Genomic DNA, 16,335 nt, shown 5'->3' with positions numbered 1-16,335 from the left:
TTAAAAAAGAGCTTTTATTAGCTCTCTCTTCTTAAACTTTTTTTATTTTTATGCTGTTTCTTTAACTATCATTTGTATATTTTTATATTTAGTATTACATATGTTTTTTATAGTTGTTTTTCTAGCATTATAATCTAAGGCTGCCATGATTAAACCTATATCCATTGTTTGAAGTTCACTTAATGATTTATTTATTTCAGTATCAAAATGTTCCCTTGTTTGTTTATCTTTAGTTTCTAATAATTGTTGCACCTTCTTAGCTGGATATCCTAGTGAAGCTCTATTTAACATATCTGATTCATTTGAATATATATATTTAGGGGTTTCTTTTCCTTCATGAGTTAAACTATATTGACTATCTAAAGCCTTACATAATTGTTTGAATCCTTCTTTTGAGGTTCTCTTACCATTGTCCAATATTCATAATTTCTTAGTGCTTTCTCCATTAATATAAAGTAACTTCTAACTAGCTTACCTTTTTCTTTAACTTTTTTACTTGAATTACCGTCTAAACCTGTAGACATAGCCACATGCTTTGCAGTTTCTAAAGTTAATTTTATTACTTGTTTTGGTCTACCATCTTTTATCCTAATCTGGCTAAAACCCCATTCTAAGCCATTCTTGAATACTTCTTTTATTCTTTTATTAGCCCATTTGCTAAATTGTCCATTTGGTTTATCTAATTGCTCCCAAAGATTTTCAACATCAATTACAAAACCATCTACTCCATCTTGTAATAATTCTGGAAATGTCTTTTGATACTTCATTATAAATTTTGCTTCATCTTCTGTAAAATTTAACTTCTCTATTAATTCCTTCTTTTGAAATACTCTTACTTTTGCATCATTAATTTTTACAGTTCGCATGTTATTCTTTCCCCCCATTATCTTAAATAAAAGGAGGGCAGGTATTTATCCTGTAAATTCCTTTTGTGTACAAGCCCTTATTTGTAATAATTCCCTTTTTGCCAAAGCATATTCATTAATTTTTATTTTTTTGTATAAAAAAGAACGTGTCTCCACGCCTTATTTGATTTGCTCATATATTTAACTTTTTCCTATGATCTCTTTTATCTTCCCCTTATATATTTTTGTCTCATTTTTTTATAAAAGCTCTGATATATAAGTTTGTTTTGGAAGATTATTAAGTTTTTATATCCTTATAAAAAATTGTTCTAAATAAAAATTTAGTGATATTTCAAAGCGAATTTATATGTTCTAGGTTATTTCGAGAGTTTGGTTCAGGTTTACATTTAAAATTTAGTTTACATAATTATAAGTATGTAAATAAATCCTATCCCTTGCTAAAATCTTACTTTACTTGCCTTAAAACTCCTCTTCTTCTTTTGTAAATACGTCCTTCTTCCATAATCTGCTTATAATCATTAAAAGAGAGGTGCTCTTTATAGCTACCTCTCCTACTTTGTTTTTTTATCTTATTCAACTCTCTATATGCTTCTGGTTGCTTCTCTTTAAGTATTTGTCCTATATTCACACCTCTCACTCCTTTAAATTTAAAATAAAAAAGAACCTATTGCTGAATCAGTTCCAAATTAACTGATCCTAGGTTCTCTAAATATGTATTATTAACTTTTAAGATATAAATATCTTTTTTTGCTTTTTATCTTGTATTTCTTTATCTACTTTTTCAATTATTTCATATATTTCTATTTTTCTATCTTGAATTTTTCTAAATTCTTGTAATGTTTTTTCGTAATCTTCAATAATAATTCCTTTATAATTATTTACATTTAAACTTCCCAACATATTAATTTCCATTTCCAAATCCCTTCTTCGAGAAAGTAATTCATTGTACTGTTTTTCAAAATAAGTTTTTCTTTTATTTAAGTCATCTTTGAATTCTTCTAATTTTTTTAAAGTATAATTACTATACACATAATTATTTTCATTTTTATATTGATATTGATTATATATAATTTTTTTAATTTCACTTTTATTAATATATTCTACATCCCCATTATATTTAATAAGTACTATAAAATCATCAACTACTTTGAAAATTTTACCTTTAGCAATTTCTTCATCGTTTTTGTTTATTAGATTAACCTTTTTTATATTAGCTATGTTACCTTGAAATGAAAAGAAAGCAACTATTGTAAATGTAACAAATGTAATACATAGAGCTAACCATAAATATTTCAGCAAATTTTCACCTGACGAACTTTTATACAAAATTATACCTAACATTCCTCCTGAGATTATTAGTAAGATATACATTTCATTCAAATTTATATTCTTTTTATTTTTTATCAAAATATTAATAATTTTTTCTGCTTTATTAGTTTTACGTAATACACTTTTAGTTCTTATGCATAATACTAATATATATATATAGCTTATTATTGGGATCACGTTAGATAAATTTATTGAAAATACATACTCTATAAAACAAACACATACCCACCCAATAAAGCAAGCTAATAACAATATTGTAATATATAGCATATATAATGTCTTTTTTGTTTTATTGCTAACACCAAAATTAAAGTTTTCATTAACTAATTCATTTTTTATACCTAATATTAAGTATATAGTAGTTACTAAAAAAATTCCTACAGGAAATATACTGTTTACAATATTGTAGACATCACTTAATTTATAGTTTGAATTTGAAGCAACCACATTAATTACACTATTTGCACTTAAAATAAACACTTTAAATCACCTCCACAAAACATATTTTATTCTACATTATTCCTTAAATTCCTTCAAAATGTAAAATAAAATAACACTAATTAACAAATTAAGATTTGTAACTAGTGTTCTGGAGATAATTATTGTATTGTATATTTTTAATTTTCTTTATTGGGTACAATAATATATTACTTAGAAGATTCTACCTTCTTAGAAATTTTTCATACTACTGTTGTAATATAAAGTTATACCTAAAATCCGTCATATATACGTCATTTTTCCTTCACGTTATTTATAATACGAATATAATTGCTTTAAGCTAATTTCTATATCACATTTCTGTAATCTTTCTTTTCTCTGGTTATATATTTCTTTTAAAAGTTGTTTCTTTTGTTCAAATGTTGAATGATGTAATTTCTTATGACATACTGGACAGAGACTTACAATATTAGCTTCAACATCTAAACTTACATCAAACTCATGTTGAAATTCCATTGGAATAAGATGATGTGCTTCAACATAATTCTTTTTAGTTCTATCACAAATAAAATATTTGTGACTACTATCTATTTCACAAGTATAATCAACATAAACTATAGCATTTTTAGCCTTTTTAGCAGATCTTGGCCATTTCTTATTATTACCAACTGTTTTAGCCTCAGGTTTTTTTTCGGATTTATCCTCAATTTCTACTTTTTCACCAATATCAATATTTTCAATTTGGTTTTGATATTCTATTTCCTCAATAGCTTGTAATTCTTTTACTGATACATTCATCGCTATTGTATCTTTTAATTCTTTTTTTAATTCGTTATATAAATTATCATCAATATTAACATACATAATAGATGACATACTTTTATTATCTAATACCTTTTGTCTTTTACCATCTTTAGCTTTACTATAAAGATATATATCTTCAGCAATATCCATATCTATTTTTGTTATTTTATAAAGCTCAATATATGCATAACTTCTTAGTTCACCTTCTATATACTCTTTTGCAGTACCTACTTTATGATGATAATATTCAGGTATGTATTCTACAATTGGATGATTACGTTCTACTTCAGCTCTTTTATAAGAATCAATATATTTTCCAACATACAATAATCCATTCTCTCTATCACAGAAAAAAACAAATGCATCTTCTCCTGATTTCATTTGTTCATGAATAATTTTTACTCTCTCATTCCATAATCCTTTCTTAGTAGGATTAGATGTAAAATGTCCCCAAACAACTTTTCTTTTTTCATTAAGGACATTTAAATGTTCTTGCATTGTTTTTCTTCCTTTAAATTCCCCACTGCCTTCTTCATGAAACTTAACAAATAAGTGTAAAGTATTGTTAATCATTGAATTTCCCCCTAGCTATAATTCATTATATTTTTTAGCATTTCCCTTACTTTTACTTACAGGATACTTTTCTTCATTCTTCTTTATCTTATCTAATATTGCTTCTTCTAAATTTATGTTAGTTTCATTGCATAAGAATAATAGGTACATTGCTACATCTGCTATTTCTTCTTGAACTTTTATCTTTTTTTCACTTTGCAGCAATTCTTTAATTTCCTCATTAGTTTTCCATTGAAAACATTCTAATAATTCTCCAGCCTCTATCCCCAAAGATATAGCTAAATCTTTTGGATTATGAAACTGCTTCCAATCTCTATTATCTCTAAATTGAATTATTTTTTTAGTTAATTCTTCAATAACATTTTCCATAATATTAATTCTCCTTGAAATGCACAATTTATATGACCTATATAAGTGTATTTATTATAACTTAAGTCTTATTATTTTATTCTACATTTTTCCTTAAATTCCTTCAAAATGCATAATAAAATAGCACCAACTAACAGCTATAAAGTCTGTTGCTAGTGCTTTTGGGATATTTAACATTTTACGTATTAATCTATTAATTCAAATTCACTAAAATTCCCAAACTATATCTTCTCCACTATACTCTTTCCCTTGTGGAACTGCTATATATACATCTATAGGTATATTAAGAAGAACAGCAAATAATACTAAGCCTTTAACTTGTCCTTTTCTTAGTTTATCTCTAGTATCTAGTCTTTTTACCTCTACAAGGCGCATTTCTTCAGGATCAGGTTTATATACTAACAAATCAGGTTCTTCAAAAGGATGTCTCTTTGGATCTCTAAATGGATAAAATACCTCAAATAATTTTCTAGCTTCCCAAAAACGTTCTTCACCAAAATATTTACGGATAATTTCTTCTCCTTCAGGATATTTCCCTAATTTGTTTCCTCCACAAATATTATACTGCTGATGAACACTATATCCCTGCGATTTTAAATAATTTCCAACTATAGATTCACCAAACCCATATGAACTTTCATCATGTTCTTCTTTCCATTGCTCAAGTTGTTGAGTTGAAAATTTAATTACTTTTGGTTTAATTGTAACAGTTAAACTCATTTTTTACTCCTTTCTATATATAAATACTTTTATTCAAATAATATGTTTTTACCTATATTATCAACCAATAGTAATATATTTTCACATTGCAAATAATATTCATCTCTCTAGCTATACATTCAACCATTTTTTTCCTTAAGCTTAAATGCTAAGTTTAAAAATACTTATTATTCTCCTATCTTAATAAATTTAAATCATTAAGAATTATTGTCACTTCAAGTATTTTTTATAACAAAAACACCAGCTAACAGCTATAAAGTCTGTTGCTAGTGCTTTTGGGGGATAATAAATATAAATCCTATTTATTTATGCTACCATTTTATCATTTTTTTCTTACATCTGTTATTCAAATTTAATGCACTTTTAATTCATCTTTCTAACTACTCTTCCCATTCAACTACATTTTCTATTAATCTTTGTCTTGATCTAGTAGCAGTAGATTGAGACATTCCTAATTCTTTTCCTACTTGCCAATCTTTTTTGCCTTCGCTATATTTTAGTTTTAGGAAATGTTTATCTTCTTCACTTAAATCATTTATGTTATCTTCGATTATTATATTATCTGCTTCTATATCTCTTAGTTCTTCTTCAAGTTGTGTAATTTCTTCAAATTTTCTAAATTGTTCTTTCAGTAGATTATCAGTTATTCTTATGGCTGTTCTTTCTGCATAACTTATCCCATCTGAACTTGTTTGAACTCTTTCTTCATATGTTATTGATCTTGACTCTTCAGGTATAGTAATGTTTATGTTTTTTAACCTTTTTTCTATATCATCAATTTGTTTATTTAATATTTCTATCTTATGATTTAAACTCCCTATCTTTTTATCTTTCCTAAAGTAGTTATATAGCTTCTTTTCAGTTTTTCTAAATATTTCTTTATCTATCATGCTGTTATTCCTCCTTGTCCATCCTTATTAAATCAGGCCTTTCTAATTTCTCATATTCTTTATCACTTATCTTCCTTGATGAAACTAATGCAACTATATCTATAGCAAATACTGATATTATTACAATTCCAAGTGCTATTGCTCCAGCTGTTATTTCTAACAAACATTACACCTCCTGATAACTTGTCCATCTACTATGATTTCTCCAGTATCCCAATTAATCTTTGCTGGTATCCATTTACCGTTCATCTTATATTTACAATCAAATAATTTGACTCTTTTATTTAACTTCATTGCTTTACTTACTAACCTTTCAAATTCTTTCTTATTGCCTGCCAAGTAGTCTATTATTGCTCTATTTGCTAACTTCGCTACCTCAGGACTCATTTATTTATTACCTCCCTATATATCTTCTTGACGTTTATATAATTTTTTATATTTGTTTGTTATTTTAAATTGCTACTTACTTTCTTTGTGGTAGCCTAAATATTCTAATATAAATTTTTCTCTTTTTTTACTGTAATAATGGTATTTAGGATACCATTCAAAGAAGTCTCTATCTTTTTTACTACAATTACAGCTTGTACAAGATGGTATTATATTGTTTATTGTGTATTCTCCACCTTTACTTAATGGTATGAAATGTTCTTGTGTTAGTGGTGCTTCTTTACCACAGTATGCACAGCGATTGTTGAAATATCGTTTTATTTGTTCCCATTGTTTATCATTTAAAGTGGCTAATAACTCTTTTTTTCTTGCTCTTCTTCGTTGTCCTCTAATTCTAATTTTTTCAGGATTATTTCTACACCATTCCCTGTGTATTTCATTAATCTTTTTTCTGTTGTTTTTGCGACGTCGTTTTTGAGTTTCATATACTTTATCTTTATTTTCTTTACAGTATTGTTTTGAATACTCAATTAATTTATCTCTATTTTTTTGATAATATTTTTTACTATATTCAGCATAACGTTCTTTATTGTTTTTATACTGTTGCTTTTTATAAGCACTATAACACTCTTTGTTTTCTTGATATTGTCGTCTTTTATGTTCATTTATTTTATTTTTATTGTTTTTATAGTATTCTTGCCAGCTTTTGGCTACTTCTTCCTTGTTTTGTACTTTGTATTTTTTGTTATATTCAGAAATTTTATCTTTGTTTTCTTTTCTATATTTTTTCATAACCTCTTTATTACATTCTTTGCATATATAGCTATATCCATCTTTGCTAGCCTTACGTTTATAGAACATATCTAATGATAATTTTTCACCACATTTAGTACATACTTTTGTTTCTATTTATATCATCTCCTTTTAAAAAAGAAGGAGAACTAGCCTTCTTTTTCTTACATATCTGTTTGATTTCTATATATACTCTGCAGAGCACTAATCTCTGCCTGTAAAGCTTGTGATTTATCTCTGCCAGCCTTATATTTGTATTCCGCCATATCCCTTTTAAACTTTAAATCAGATACATTAGCCCTTGCTACATCTCCAACTATACTTACTTGGACTTTTGCATCTCTTAACTTCATAATTTCTATTCCAAGAGCTTTTCTATATTGTTGTTCAGCTTCTGCATATTCTCTAGCAAGAGTGAAGAGTTTATCTCCACTCTTTTGAAGTCTTTTAGCTGCTGTATATATTTCTTGCCCTATATCTATCATGTCTAATGCCATTTACTCACCTTCTCTAAGCACACTTAATTATTTTTCTTACTGCATATCTTCCTATAGCTGTATGCTTATCTTCATAAACAATATTTAAAATGTAATCTCCTATGCCATAAATCCTAGTAATTTCTCCTTGAACTAATAACTTTTCTTTACCAATTGAAGCTACAACTATATCTCCAACTTTTACTCTTTTCTGCATTGCCTCAAGATCTTCCGGTAAACCTTCACTTTCAATATCCTCTTCATCATATAAAGCTTGTACATTGTTAAATTCCAATACCCACCCTTTTGGTATAATACTTATTACTTTATCTTCATACTCAACAAGGATGTTTTCGTCACCTTTACGTCTAATTTCTTTGATACCCTTATATTTGATTTTTAAAACTTTCAATTTTTCTTCCTGAAGCTCATTTGGTTTTAAATCTTCTCTGTAATATAAAACCTTATCCCATGGCATCACTGGTGATTTTTTATTAAAAGTAAATTCCTCTTTGCCACCTTTATTTACATAGATAGTTTTAAATACTTCGTTCTCTTTAAGTTCTATTCCGATACTCCCACCACAATATTGAATTATTCTGTTTAGTTTTAAATCTGCTTTGTATTTACCAATAATCCTTTGCTGATCTACTGTTATTTCTAAACCACTTTGCGTATTATTTTCTTTAATTTGTGTAACTTTTTTAACCTTTTCCGTAGCTTTTTTAACAGGTTGCGTAATTTCTATGTCCCAAACACTTAGTTGACCTGGAAGTTCAATTCTTTCTATAACTTTCCCCACTATTTTCACATCCTTTAAATGCAGGAGGTTTGTTTACTTTGCTTCTATCAAACCTCCCTAGTTGGTTTTATTTATATTTGCTTTTAGTAACTAATACATCATGCCTCCCATCATTCTTATAACAAGATCCACTCTTTCATATCCTTCTTCATGAAGCTTTAGAGTTTTAACTATCCTGTAAGTTCCTAACTCTGAAATTCCTAATAACTCACCAATCTCTTCTACTGTGTAATACGCTTTTGGAAATAAATCTAATAGTTTCTTCTGCAGCTCTTTCTTATACTTCAAATCTATTTCTCGATTTCTATGAGGACTGCTATTGCCTCTGTGATGTTCTATACACAAATATTTATGGTTAAGTTTAACTTCTTTCATATATGGGGCCTGACTTCTAAAAACTATATGATGCAATTCACTATATGGTCTTCCACATACGCTACATAATTTTAAGTTCACTATATTCAGCCTCCCTTTCTAACTCATGTAATCTATCTAAATCTCCTTCTGCTAACTCTAGCCTTGTTAATGAGTCATATACCTTTTCTCCAGTTGCATTATCAAATTCTTTTCTTGCTATCTCCAATTCTTTTTCAGCTTCTTGAATTTTATTTTTTATATCTCTTAATTCCATAACTTTCCCTCCATTTTTAACTTTCAGGTGGACAATTCCATAGCATGTCCACCTTTAAATATTGTATTATTGTTCTAATACCCTAATACACCTTAGGTATACAAATACCCAACTCATCCCTTAGTCTTACGCTATTAACTTATTGACTGCTTTTCGCAATATTCTGCATACTTGCACTTGACTTACCCCTATCTTCTTTCCTATCTCTGCTTGTTTTAAATCTTGCAGCTTATATCTTATACAGTTTTTCTCTTTTTCTGTGAGTTCTTTTATTCTTTCATTCATATCTAATATCTGGACTATAGAATCAAACTTTGCTTCATATCCTAATGTGTCTATTAACTTTATATCTCCCCTATCATTACTTCGATGTACAATTTTTTCTAAACTTATAGCTTGTACCGTATGTCTTTCATAGTCTCTGTTATGTTTAAGCAATCTCTTTTCAATTATAAAGTTTGCATAATATCCAAATCCTATTTTAGTTTCAGGATTATATTTGCTATAACTTTCCCATAAAGCCATTGATCCTACCTGATACAAATCTTCACTTTCAAATCTCCAAATCCATTTTTTAATATGCTTTTTTATTAACCTCTCATATCGGCTAAAAACCTCTTCAAAGCTTAGATTTTCTTTAATACCTTCATCAATGATAATTAACTTTTTTTCCATATTTCCCTCCTAGATTAGCACTGCTGCTCCACACTTAAAATCATTAAATTTAAAACTTTCTGTATAATTCTTTCCTTGTACTACTATCAAATGTTCTGTAATTACAATTACTCTACCTCTGAATATCTTAAACCCTTTATTTTTTCCTAGTTTGAATTTAACCTTTAACTTCATGCCTTCTTTAAACACTTTTCATTCCCCCTGCACTTAGATATGAACTCTTTCTTATCTATTCCTAACCTAATGCATGCCTCTTGTACTGCTGATGGAATAACTTCTTTATAAGGTTTTCCTGTTTTCTCTATTTCCTGATATGCTATTACTGCAGCTAATCCTGTAACTCTGTCTCTAATTTCTTTAAAACTTAGTTTTACTTCTAAACTTCTTTGAATCTCGTCTGAATGTTCCAACTGTGCTTTTGTCTTGTCTAATATCTGTTCAACTTCTTTATAAGGCTTGTCCAATAGTCTTGATATTTCTGAAACACGTCGTACCCTTTTATCTTCTGCTTGTTCTAATGCTTTTAATGCTTCAGCTCCCATTACTACATCCCCCTTATTTCTCTATATAATTTGAAACATGTTTTATAATCATGCTAATTGTTCCATCCCCATTTCTAACAATTTCAAATCTGCTGTTGTCTTTATATGCTTCCTCATTAATGTAAAGATCAATATCCTTGTCTATTTTCAATCTTATTCTCTTGAACTTCTTTTCAACCCATTCTCTATCTACAGCTATAGTCTCTGCTCCACTTTGTTCTTTAACAAATTCAACAAAATTTTGTTTAGTCTCAGTTTTATCTTTAAAGAGATCTTCTGCTACAGCCTTTACTTCAAATTTTTCTTCTTCGCTTAGCTTTTTCTTAATTGTACTTCTAACCATTTCTTGTGCTTCTGCATTTTCTTTTAGATTAGTTCTGGTCCATTTTTCTACTGCAGTAACAAAGTTTTTGGTCATATCTCTTTCATTCTCAATAACAGTACATCCAAGATAATTGGTTATAAAATAATTTGAAGCATATTCTTCACTATTTTTATTTTGGGTTTGCTTATCTATAACCATAAGATTAAAACTACTCTCCTCTTTCATAGGCTTTATAAAAGCACACTTTTGCAATTTCTGACCACTTCCAGGAAGTCCAGTAAATTGAGGTATAATATTTACACCAATTTTATTATTTATAAAATCTATAGTATGGACATAATTCTTTATATAATCCATTTTTAAAATTCCAAGTAGCGGACCATATTCTGTAGATATAGATACAACTATAAGATCACATGATGCTATACTCCCTTTACTTCTCATCAGTAAAAACATTTGTTGTGCAAGTTCTTTGGATGCTTCAAGTAAAGCACTTTCTCCATATAGAAACTGCTGAGAAATATCTTTTACAATGTTTTTCTCTTTATTGAATACTGCATACTTAAGTTCCTCATCTTTTAAGGATTTTTGTATATGTTTATTTAAGAATGTATACACCTCTTCATTTAGATCTAATTTATATTCATTCAAAATAGCTTCTTCTGAATTGTTATCCAAAATATGAACTATTGCTTCATTGATGGTAACCTCGTTTATATACTCCATTTATCTATTCTCCTTTAATTCCTCAAGACACTTCTTACAAATATTCTTGCCTTTGTAGTTCACAAGTTCACTAGCTTCTCCGCAGAATACACATGCTGCTTCATACTTTCTAAGAATTATGTCTTGTCCTTCTACAAATATCTCTAATCCTGTTTGATTTTCTTTTATATTCAAAGTCTTTCTTAATTCCTTTGGTAATACTATTCTTCCTAATTGATCTACCTTTCTTACTATTCCTGTTGCTTTCATTTGAAAATCCTCCTACTATTTTTATTTTTTGCTTGTATCTATTACTTACTTCCTCTTTTTCCACCCATTCGCCAACATATTTACGTAGGAACTGTACAACCTAAGGATATAACCTAATAAAGGAGGTAACATGTATGAGCTATCAAAAATTAGTACCTAACGCAAAACCTGGTTTAAATAAATTTAAAGCTGAAGTTGCTAGAGAGTTAAATGTGCCTCTAAGCGACTACAATGGAGACCTTACTTCAAAACAAAACGGTTCCGTTGGTGGCGAAATGGTTAAAAGAATGGTTGAATCATACGAAAAAAATCTATAATTTATATAATTGTCTGTACTATTTGGGGATATGTTCTTACATGTCCCCATCCCCTTTTAAAATGGGATATCCCCATCATCTATTGGAGTTATTTCTTCATCACGCCATTGTTGATTATCTTGGTTATACTGTCCACTTCTTTGTGGTCCATCTCCCCATTGAAGAAATTGAACTTCATCTGCCACTACTTCCGTAACATATCTTCTAGTACCATCTTGTGCTTCATAAGACCTTGTTTGAATCCTACCAGCAACTCCTATTAACTTTCCCTTAGTCACATAATTTGCTGTAGCCTCTGCTTGCTTATTCCACACGACTATAGGAATAAAGTCTGCTTCCTTCTGTCCATTACTAGAAAATCTTCTATCTACAGCCAATATAAAACTTGCTACAGCTTTTCCAGTACCAGGAGTAAATCTTAACTCCGGATCTTTTGTTAACCTACCTATCAAAACTACCCTATTCATAACTTTCTATCTCTCCTTTGCTTAAAAATCCTTTTATATTACGAACTAATCTAATCTTTTAGCAATTTCATAAATTACATTCACTGTTACACTGTTACCAGCTTGTTTATATAATTGTGAATCTGAATTAACTTTTTTTGCTTTTTGAAAATGTTCATCTGGAAATCCTTGAAGTCGCCAACATTCTAATGGAGTTAATCTTCTTATTTTTCCTTCAACATTGTAGATATCCCATGTATGTTTTTTATCTCTTGAATTTCTACCACTAGCTCTTACTGTTTTGGATATCATTATTCCATGTTGATCTTGAGCAGTTAATGTAAACATTGGTTCTCCGGCTTCCTTTATTCTTCTTCCATTTTGTCTTTTATTAATCCTATTAGGAGTTAATACAGGATTTACTAATATCTTTTGTCCTTCTCCCTTATTGGTTGTTATAGTAGGGCTTATCCCTTTACTGTCGTAAATATTTCCATTCATCCCTTTACCACTTGGATTTATATTACCTACTAAATACAACCCTGTTTTAGCTCCTCTACCACCTGCTTCACTTGCTAGAGTACAACTTAATCCATCACTAGCATATATTCTATTCCCTTGACTTCCTCCAATTAACTGCTTAAGAGTTTTTGAGTTACTTCCTCCGATAGGAAATATTTTTGGTCTACTTTCTCCTCTAAGATGTCCAATAATGAACACTCTTTTCCTGTTCTGTGGAACTCCGAAATTTTTAGAGTTGCACACCTGCCATTCTGCATTATACCCACATGCCCAAAGAGTTTGGAGGATTGTTCCAAAAGTCCTTCCTCCATTGTGTGAAAGCAGTCCTTTGACATTCTCAAGGAAAAGATATTTAGGTTTTCGTATTTTTGCCAACCGCATGATTTCAAAGAAAAGAGTTCCTCTTGTATCTTCGAAACCTCGTTGCTTTCCAGCAATTGAGAAAGCTTGACAAGGAAATCCTCCGCAGTATATGTCTGCTGCTGGAAGCTCTCCTGGTATAACATTTCTAATGTCATCTGCATACCATTCATCCTCCTTTACATCATGTATAGCCATATAGCTTTTATTTGCATATTTATCTATTTCACAATGGCCTACACATTCATGCCCTGCCATTTCCATACCTAATCTAAACCCACCTATGCCTGAAAATAAATCTAAAAACTTCATTTACTCCCCCCTATTGATGTTGCATAATATACTGATTTGACGTCTTATTTTCTCCTAAGAGCTACAGCTACTATTGCTACTAAAATTACTAAAAATAAAACTGTAACTAAATACTGTGTCCAAAACTGCATCCTATTCCTCCTTATGCTATTTGTTTTTTACTCCTACTTCTAACCCGATTCCCCTTGGTTCTTCCAACCTAATAGCTTTTTCTCTAACTCATCATAGTCATAAGCTCGCTGTTCATAGTTATTAAAAGTATCAACTTTTTCTGCAATCTTAGGTTTTGCTGCCTTTTGATTTAAGTATCCCTCGAATTTAGTACCAAATAGCGTTTCTGGTCTTAAGTACTTCTCCATATCTGTATTTAGCCATTCTGTACATTTGTTTTCTATAACCTTCTTAAAATCTTCTAGTGTAAACCCTTCTTCCCATCTAGCATGTATGAGTGTTTGAGTTTTTTTCGTTGTAGATTTATATTTAGTACCAGCTTTCTCATTCAAATAATTAATTATTTCTGAATACGGTATGTCTTGTTTAGAAGACTCAATATGTTTTATATCTTTATCTATATCTTTATCTATATCTATATCTTTATCTATATCTATATCTATTGCGTTACTTTTTGTTTTTGTAATGTTACATGTAACATTACAATTTATTTCTTTACCATTACACTCTGTTTCTTTCTCATTACCACTAATACAACTTTCTTCTTTTACTGGTAATTCTAAAGCTTTCTTTTTAGCTCTATACGCTGCTACTCTTTTTCTATTTTGTTCTTTTATTTTCTCCATACCCTGAATATTTTGGTGCTTTTCCCAGTTAGAAATACAAATTAACTGGTTATCATCAATATCAACCATTCCAAAGTTTTTAAATGTTTCTAATGCCATACGTACAGTGTTAAGTGGTCTGTTAAATAGTGTTGCAAGCATTTCAACTGTATATGGAATATTTTCAGATAGATATATATATCCATTGTTATTACATTTACCAGCTAAAACTAAAAGCTTAATCCAAATTATCAGTACTGTATCTTTTTCTGGCATTGCTTCTATTAATCTTATTTTTTCATCATCAAACATTGTTGTTGTTATCTTAATCCATTTTACTTCTGCCATTAATCTATCCTCCTTTGTAGATGAAGCAGTTACCTGCTCTTTTATATAACTTCCTTATCAAACACTATTTAATAGGCATCTGAATATCATTCAGATATCTTTTAAACTCTTTGATTTCTGTATTCAACTACTGTTAAACTCATGTACTAAAACCTTCCATCTTATTCCTAAAAGTTTTTACCTACAGCAACTAATCTCTTATTGCTCTTTAACTTTTTAGTTTTATCACTAGCAACTTTTACACTTAATTTTCTTTTCATTTTACTCCCCCATGTATAGTTTTCTGAAGTTTGTTATATACTAATATTGAAAAATTGCGTATGCCTATTGTATAATGAGGACAAGAGCTTTGCCGAGCTCTTATCCAATTTTAAAAGTCAATCAATTTGGAATGGGTGCTTTGCCGAGCACCTATTTTACTTTTTAGGAACTTCAACTCTTATAGAACTAGCAGCAAGTTCTGCATAAGTTTCTCCAAGTGTGATTTTTTCAAATAGCTCACAGCATGCTTGTTGCTCTATACTATTAACATTGTGAAATATAACTCTTGGATAATGTGCTGTGTCTGTAAGCTCTATCATTACAAATTTTTTATGTTCACTCACCCCCTCTTCATTCTCTAATCTTGCTGTATCATCATTTGTTATTGCTGTTATCTCTGCTCCTACTTCTGAATTGAATCTATGTTTTATCATTAACTCACACTCCTTTTCTAGAACGGTTCATCTCCAAGTTGTTCTATTGTCTCAGCTTCAACTTCTATAACTGTTTCTTCTTTCTTTAGCTCATATTTTTCTAATTTGTTAAGTAAATCATTAGCTTCTTCATATGTTAAATTGCTTAGGTTATATCCAAACTGTAATGTAAATTCTTTTAACTTACTTATATCAGCACCTTTGCCTTCTCCCTCTACAAGACCTTTTGTTTTTCCTAAACTGAATATATATTCTTTCTGCTCCTTTTGTGCTGGTTGAGGTATTGGCTCTACTTCATTAGCTTTTTTAATTTCTTCTTTTATACTTATTTTTTTTGTATCTAAGTGGTGATCTTCAACTCCTATTTCTTCTGGTGAATACATACCTTCAAAGTCTTCTGGAAATGCTTCTCTTAATGCTTGCACTAGAGCTACTTTTCTAATCATTGTTCCTGGTCTTTGTGTCCAGTTAGCGTTTAATGTACCATCTTTTTTCTTGCCTTCATATTCATTCAGATTAACTGATATTTCTACAGGATGCTCTTTATCTTTTCTATATGCCTTAGCCCATCCTCCTAAAAGTTCTTCTTCATCATGCATATAAAATGTGCCATTTCTAAACTCTATTACTTTGTTTAAATTAAGTACTATTACTCCTGCTTCATATCCATTAGATACCTTAGAGTTAGCAGCTCTCTTTGTAAATGTATCTTTTCCAGTTACTAGTGTAGCTGGTGAATTTCCATATTTAATTAAGTATGCTTCTCTTAAGAATGGATTAAGTTTTTGGTACTGACAAAGTTTTATAAACATCATAACTTCCTGATCTGTAACTTTATTTGCATCACCACTTACTAGATATTTCTTTACTATAATTGGTGAAAGTTTAATCTTTTCTCCATTTACCTCATAAGCTGCCTGACTCATTTCCATTAAATCATTTGAATCATTTCTCATTTTTTATTA

At 29.4% G+C, this 16,335-nt stretch carries 25 protein-coding genes and 1 pseudogene; 1 reads left to right on the top strand and 25 read right to left on the bottom strand.

Going from position 1 to position 16,335, the window contains the following annotated elements; all coding sequences use genetic code 11:
* Positions 1-48: 48 nt before the first annotated feature.
* From OXH55_RS17670 to OXH55_RS17575, 20 genes are all read right to left on the bottom strand, one after another.
* A complete protein-coding gene (locus OXH55_RS17670; protein ID WP_268051440.1) occupies positions 49-417 on the bottom strand; it encodes a hypothetical protein in 369 nt (122 codons plus the stop codon).
* Positions 360-866 carry an antA/AntB antirepressor family protein gene (locus tag OXH55_RS17665; protein ID WP_268051438.1) on the bottom strand — a complete coding sequence of 169 codons (507 nt, stop codon included), beginning with the start codon at positions 864-866 and terminating at the stop codon, positions 360-362. The genes OXH55_RS17670 and OXH55_RS17665 overlap by 58 nt, the downstream gene beginning before the upstream one ends.
* A gap of 445 nt (positions 867-1,311) precedes the next feature.
* Positions 1,312-1,494 carry a hypothetical protein gene (locus tag OXH55_RS17660; protein WP_268051436.1) on the bottom strand — a complete coding sequence of 61 codons (183 nt, stop codon included), beginning with the start codon at positions 1,492-1,494 and terminating at the stop codon, positions 1,312-1,314.
* A 98-nt stretch (positions 1,495-1,592) separates the two neighbouring features.
* Positions 1,593-2,675, bottom strand: coding sequence for a hypothetical protein (locus OXH55_RS17655; protein WP_268051435.1), 1,083 nt, complete (start codon positions 2,673-2,675; stop codon positions 1,593-1,595).
* A gap of 267 nt (positions 2,676-2,942) precedes the next feature.
* The gene (locus tag OXH55_RS17650) at positions 2,943-4,010 is read right to left on the bottom strand and encodes an HNH endonuclease (RefSeq protein WP_268051434.1); all 1,068 of its coding nucleotides are present in this window, start codon (positions 4,008-4,010) and stop codon (positions 2,943-2,945) included.
* A gap of 15 nt (positions 4,011-4,025) precedes the next feature.
* A complete protein-coding gene (locus OXH55_RS17645; protein WP_268051433.1) occupies positions 4,026-4,379 on the bottom strand; it encodes a nucleotide pyrophosphohydrolase in 354 nt (117 codons plus the stop codon).
* Between the two features lie 207 nt (positions 4,380-4,586).
* Positions 4,587-5,099, bottom strand: coding sequence for a hypothetical protein (locus OXH55_RS17640; RefSeq protein ID WP_268051432.1), 513 nt, complete (start codon positions 5,097-5,099; stop codon positions 4,587-4,589).
* Positions 5,100-5,479: 380 nt separating this feature from the next.
* Complete coding sequence (locus tag OXH55_RS17635; protein WP_268051431.1) at positions 5,480-5,989, bottom strand: hypothetical protein; 510 nt, start codon at positions 5,987-5,989, stop codon at positions 5,480-5,482.
* A gap of 4 nt (positions 5,990-5,993) precedes the next feature.
* Positions 5,994-6,152 carry a hypothetical protein gene (locus OXH55_RS17630; protein WP_268051430.1) on the bottom strand — a complete coding sequence of 53 codons (159 nt, stop codon included), beginning with the start codon at positions 6,150-6,152 and terminating at the stop codon, positions 5,994-5,996.
* The gene (locus tag OXH55_RS17625; protein ID WP_268051428.1) at positions 6,146-6,376 is read right to left on the bottom strand and encodes a hypothetical protein; all 231 of its coding nucleotides are present in this window, start codon (positions 6,374-6,376) and stop codon (positions 6,146-6,148) included. Before OXH55_RS17625 ends, OXH55_RS17630 begins: the two co-directional genes overlap by 7 nt.
* 72 nt (positions 6,377-6,448) lie before the next feature.
* Positions 6,449-7,237 (bottom strand): HNH endonuclease, encoded by a 789-nt coding sequence (locus OXH55_RS17620; RefSeq protein ID WP_268051427.1) that lies wholly within the window; start codon positions 7,235-7,237, stop codon positions 6,449-6,451.
* Positions 7,238-7,332: 95 nt separating this feature from the next.
* The gene (locus OXH55_RS17615) at positions 7,333-7,665 is read right to left on the bottom strand and encodes a hypothetical protein (protein WP_268051426.1); all 333 of its coding nucleotides are present in this window, start codon (positions 7,663-7,665) and stop codon (positions 7,333-7,335) included.
* Positions 7,666-7,678: 13 nt separating this feature from the next.
* Positions 7,679-8,446 carry a hypothetical protein gene (locus tag OXH55_RS17610; protein ID WP_268051425.1) on the bottom strand — a complete coding sequence of 256 codons (768 nt, stop codon included), beginning with the start codon at positions 8,444-8,446 and terminating at the stop codon, positions 7,679-7,681.
* Between the two features lie 90 nt (positions 8,447-8,536).
* On the bottom strand, positions 8,537-8,902 hold the full coding sequence (locus OXH55_RS17605) for a hypothetical protein (RefSeq protein WP_268051424.1): 366 nt from the start codon (positions 8,900-8,902) through the stop codon (positions 8,537-8,539).
* The gene (locus tag OXH55_RS17600) at positions 8,883-9,077 is read right to left on the bottom strand and encodes a hypothetical protein (protein ID WP_268051423.1); all 195 of its coding nucleotides are present in this window, start codon (positions 9,075-9,077) and stop codon (positions 8,883-8,885) included. Before OXH55_RS17600 ends, OXH55_RS17605 begins: the two co-directional genes overlap by 20 nt.
* A 126-nt stretch (positions 9,078-9,203) precedes the next feature.
* Complete coding sequence (locus tag OXH55_RS17595) at positions 9,204-9,752, bottom strand: sigma-70 family RNA polymerase sigma factor (protein ID WP_268051422.1); 549 nt, start codon at positions 9,750-9,752, stop codon at positions 9,204-9,206.
* 9 nt (positions 9,753-9,761) lie between these two features.
* On the bottom strand, positions 9,762-9,941 hold the full coding sequence (locus OXH55_RS17590) for a hypothetical protein (RefSeq protein WP_268051420.1): 180 nt from the start codon (positions 9,939-9,941) through the stop codon (positions 9,762-9,764).
* Positions 9,923-10,294: a hypothetical protein gene (locus OXH55_RS17585; RefSeq protein ID WP_268051419.1), complete on the bottom strand. Its 372-nt coding sequence runs from the start codon at positions 10,292-10,294 to the stop codon at positions 9,923-9,925. Before OXH55_RS17585 ends, OXH55_RS17590 begins: the two co-directional genes overlap by 19 nt.
* Before the next feature lie 13 nt (positions 10,295-10,307).
* Positions 10,308-11,345: a nucleoid-associated protein gene (locus OXH55_RS17580; RefSeq protein ID WP_268051418.1), complete on the bottom strand. Its 1,038-nt coding sequence runs from the start codon at positions 11,343-11,345 to the stop codon at positions 10,308-10,310.
* Positions 11,346-11,594 (bottom strand): AbrB/MazE/SpoVT family DNA-binding domain-containing protein, encoded by a 249-nt coding sequence (locus tag OXH55_RS17575; protein ID WP_268051416.1) that lies wholly within the window; start codon positions 11,592-11,594, stop codon positions 11,346-11,348.
* Positions 11,595-11,728: 134 nt separating this feature from the next.
* Between OXH55_RS17575 and OXH55_RS17570 the strand changes: the two genes are divergently transcribed.
* Complete coding sequence (locus OXH55_RS17570) at positions 11,729-11,911, top strand: alpha/beta-type small acid-soluble spore protein (RefSeq protein ID WP_268051415.1); 183 nt, start codon at positions 11,729-11,731, stop codon at positions 11,909-11,911.
* A 151-nt stretch (positions 11,912-12,062) separates the two neighbouring features.
* Here the strand turns inward: OXH55_RS17570 and OXH55_RS17565 are convergent.
* The 5 genes and pseudogenes from OXH55_RS17565 to bet form a co-directional block, all read right to left on the bottom strand.
* Positions 12,063-12,378: pseudogene (locus OXH55_RS17565) on the bottom strand (single-stranded DNA-binding protein); the annotation flags it as partial.
* A 45-nt stretch (positions 12,379-12,423) separates the two neighbouring features.
* Positions 12,424-13,551 carry a DNA (cytosine-5-)-methyltransferase gene (dcm, locus tag OXH55_RS17560; RefSeq protein ID WP_268051413.1) on the bottom strand — a complete coding sequence of 376 codons (1,128 nt, stop codon included), beginning with the start codon at positions 13,549-13,551 and terminating at the stop codon, positions 12,424-12,426.
* 170 nt (positions 13,552-13,721) lie between these two features.
* A complete protein-coding gene (locus OXH55_RS17555) occupies positions 13,722-14,675 on the bottom strand; it encodes a phage replisome organizer N-terminal domain-containing protein (RefSeq protein WP_268051412.1) in 954 nt (317 codons plus the stop codon).
* A gap of 416 nt (positions 14,676-15,091) precedes the next feature.
* Entirely contained in the window at positions 15,092-15,370 is a 279-nt protein-coding gene (locus tag OXH55_RS17550; RefSeq protein WP_268051411.1) for a hypothetical protein, read from the bottom strand.
* Positions 15,371-15,387: 17 nt separating this feature from the next.
* On the bottom strand, positions 15,388-16,326 hold the full coding sequence (gene bet, locus OXH55_RS17545; protein ID WP_268051410.1) for a phage recombination protein Bet: 939 nt from the start codon (positions 16,324-16,326) through the stop codon (positions 15,388-15,390).
* Positions 16,327-16,335: the final 9 nt, after the last annotated feature.

It is taken from the genome of Clostridium ganghwense, from assembly GCF_026735165.1.
Taxonomy (GTDB): Bacteria; Bacillota; Clostridia; order Clostridiales; family Clostridiaceae; genus Clostridium_H; species Clostridium_H ganghwense.
The sequence above is the reverse complement of the archived record's forward strand: the minus strand, read 5'-3'. Positions and strand labels throughout refer to the sequence as shown.

Excerpts from the sequence above, each read along its gene's own strand:
- OXH55_RS17665 (WP_268051438.1), bottom strand. The coding sequence starts at position 866 with ATGCGAACTGTAAAAATTAATGATGCAAAAGTAAGAGTATTTCAAAAG.
- OXH55_RS17650 (WP_268051434.1), bottom strand. The coding sequence starts at position 4,010 with ATGATTAACAATACTTTACACTTATTTGTTAAGTTTCATGAAGAAGGC.
- OXH55_RS17645 (WP_268051433.1), bottom strand. The coding sequence starts at position 4,379 with ATGGAAAATGTTATTGAAGAATTAACTAAAAAAATAATTCAATTTAGA.
- OXH55_RS17640 (WP_268051432.1), bottom strand. The coding sequence starts at position 5,099 with ATGAGTTTAACTGTTACAATTAAACCAAAAGTAATTAAATTTTCAACT.
- OXH55_RS17635 (WP_268051431.1), bottom strand. The coding sequence starts at position 5,989 with ATGATAGATAAAGAAATATTTAGAAAAACTGAAAAGAAGCTATATAAC.
- OXH55_RS17625 (WP_268051428.1), bottom strand. The coding sequence starts at position 6,376 with ATGAGTCCTGAGGTAGCGAAGTTAGCAAATAGAGCAATAATAGACTAC.
- OXH55_RS17620 (WP_268051427.1), bottom strand. The coding sequence starts at position 7,237 with ATGTTCTATAAACGTAAGGCTAGCAAAGATGGATATAGCTATATATGC.
- OXH55_RS17615 (WP_268051426.1), bottom strand. The coding sequence starts at position 7,665 with ATGGCATTAGACATGATAGATATAGGGCAAGAAATATATACAGCAGCT.
- OXH55_RS17600 (WP_268051423.1), bottom strand. The coding sequence starts at position 9,077 with ATGGAATTAAGAGATATAAAAAATAAAATTCAAGAAGCTGAAAAAGAA.
- OXH55_RS17595 (WP_268051422.1), bottom strand. The coding sequence starts at position 9,752 with ATGGAAAAAAAGTTAATTATCATTGATGAAGGTATTAAAGAAAATCTA.
- OXH55_RS17585 (WP_268051419.1), bottom strand. The coding sequence starts at position 10,294 with ATGGGAGCTGAAGCATTAAAAGCATTAGAACAAGCAGAAGATAAAAGG.
- OXH55_RS17580 (WP_268051418.1), bottom strand. The coding sequence starts at position 11,345 with ATGGAGTATATAAACGAGGTTACCATCAATGAAGCAATAGTTCATATT.
- OXH55_RS17575 (WP_268051416.1), bottom strand. The coding sequence starts at position 11,594 with ATGAAAGCAACAGGAATAGTAAGAAAGGTAGATCAATTAGGAAGAATA.
- OXH55_RS17570 (WP_268051415.1), top strand. The coding sequence starts at position 11,729 with ATGAGCTATCAAAAATTAGTACCTAACGCAAAACCTGGTTTAAATAAA.
- dcm (WP_268051413.1), bottom strand. The coding sequence starts at position 13,551 with ATGAAGTTTTTAGATTTATTTTCAGGCATAGGTGGGTTTAGATTAGGT.
- OXH55_RS17555 (WP_268051412.1), bottom strand. The coding sequence starts at position 14,675 with ATGGCAGAAGTAAAATGGATTAAGATAACAACAACAATGTTTGATGAT.
- OXH55_RS17550 (WP_268051411.1), bottom strand. The coding sequence starts at position 15,370 with ATGATAAAACATAGATTCAATTCAGAAGTAGGAGCAGAGATAACAGCA.
- bet (WP_268051410.1), bottom strand. The coding sequence starts at position 16,326 with ATGAGAAATGATTCAAATGATTTAATGGAAATGAGTCAGGCAGCTTAT.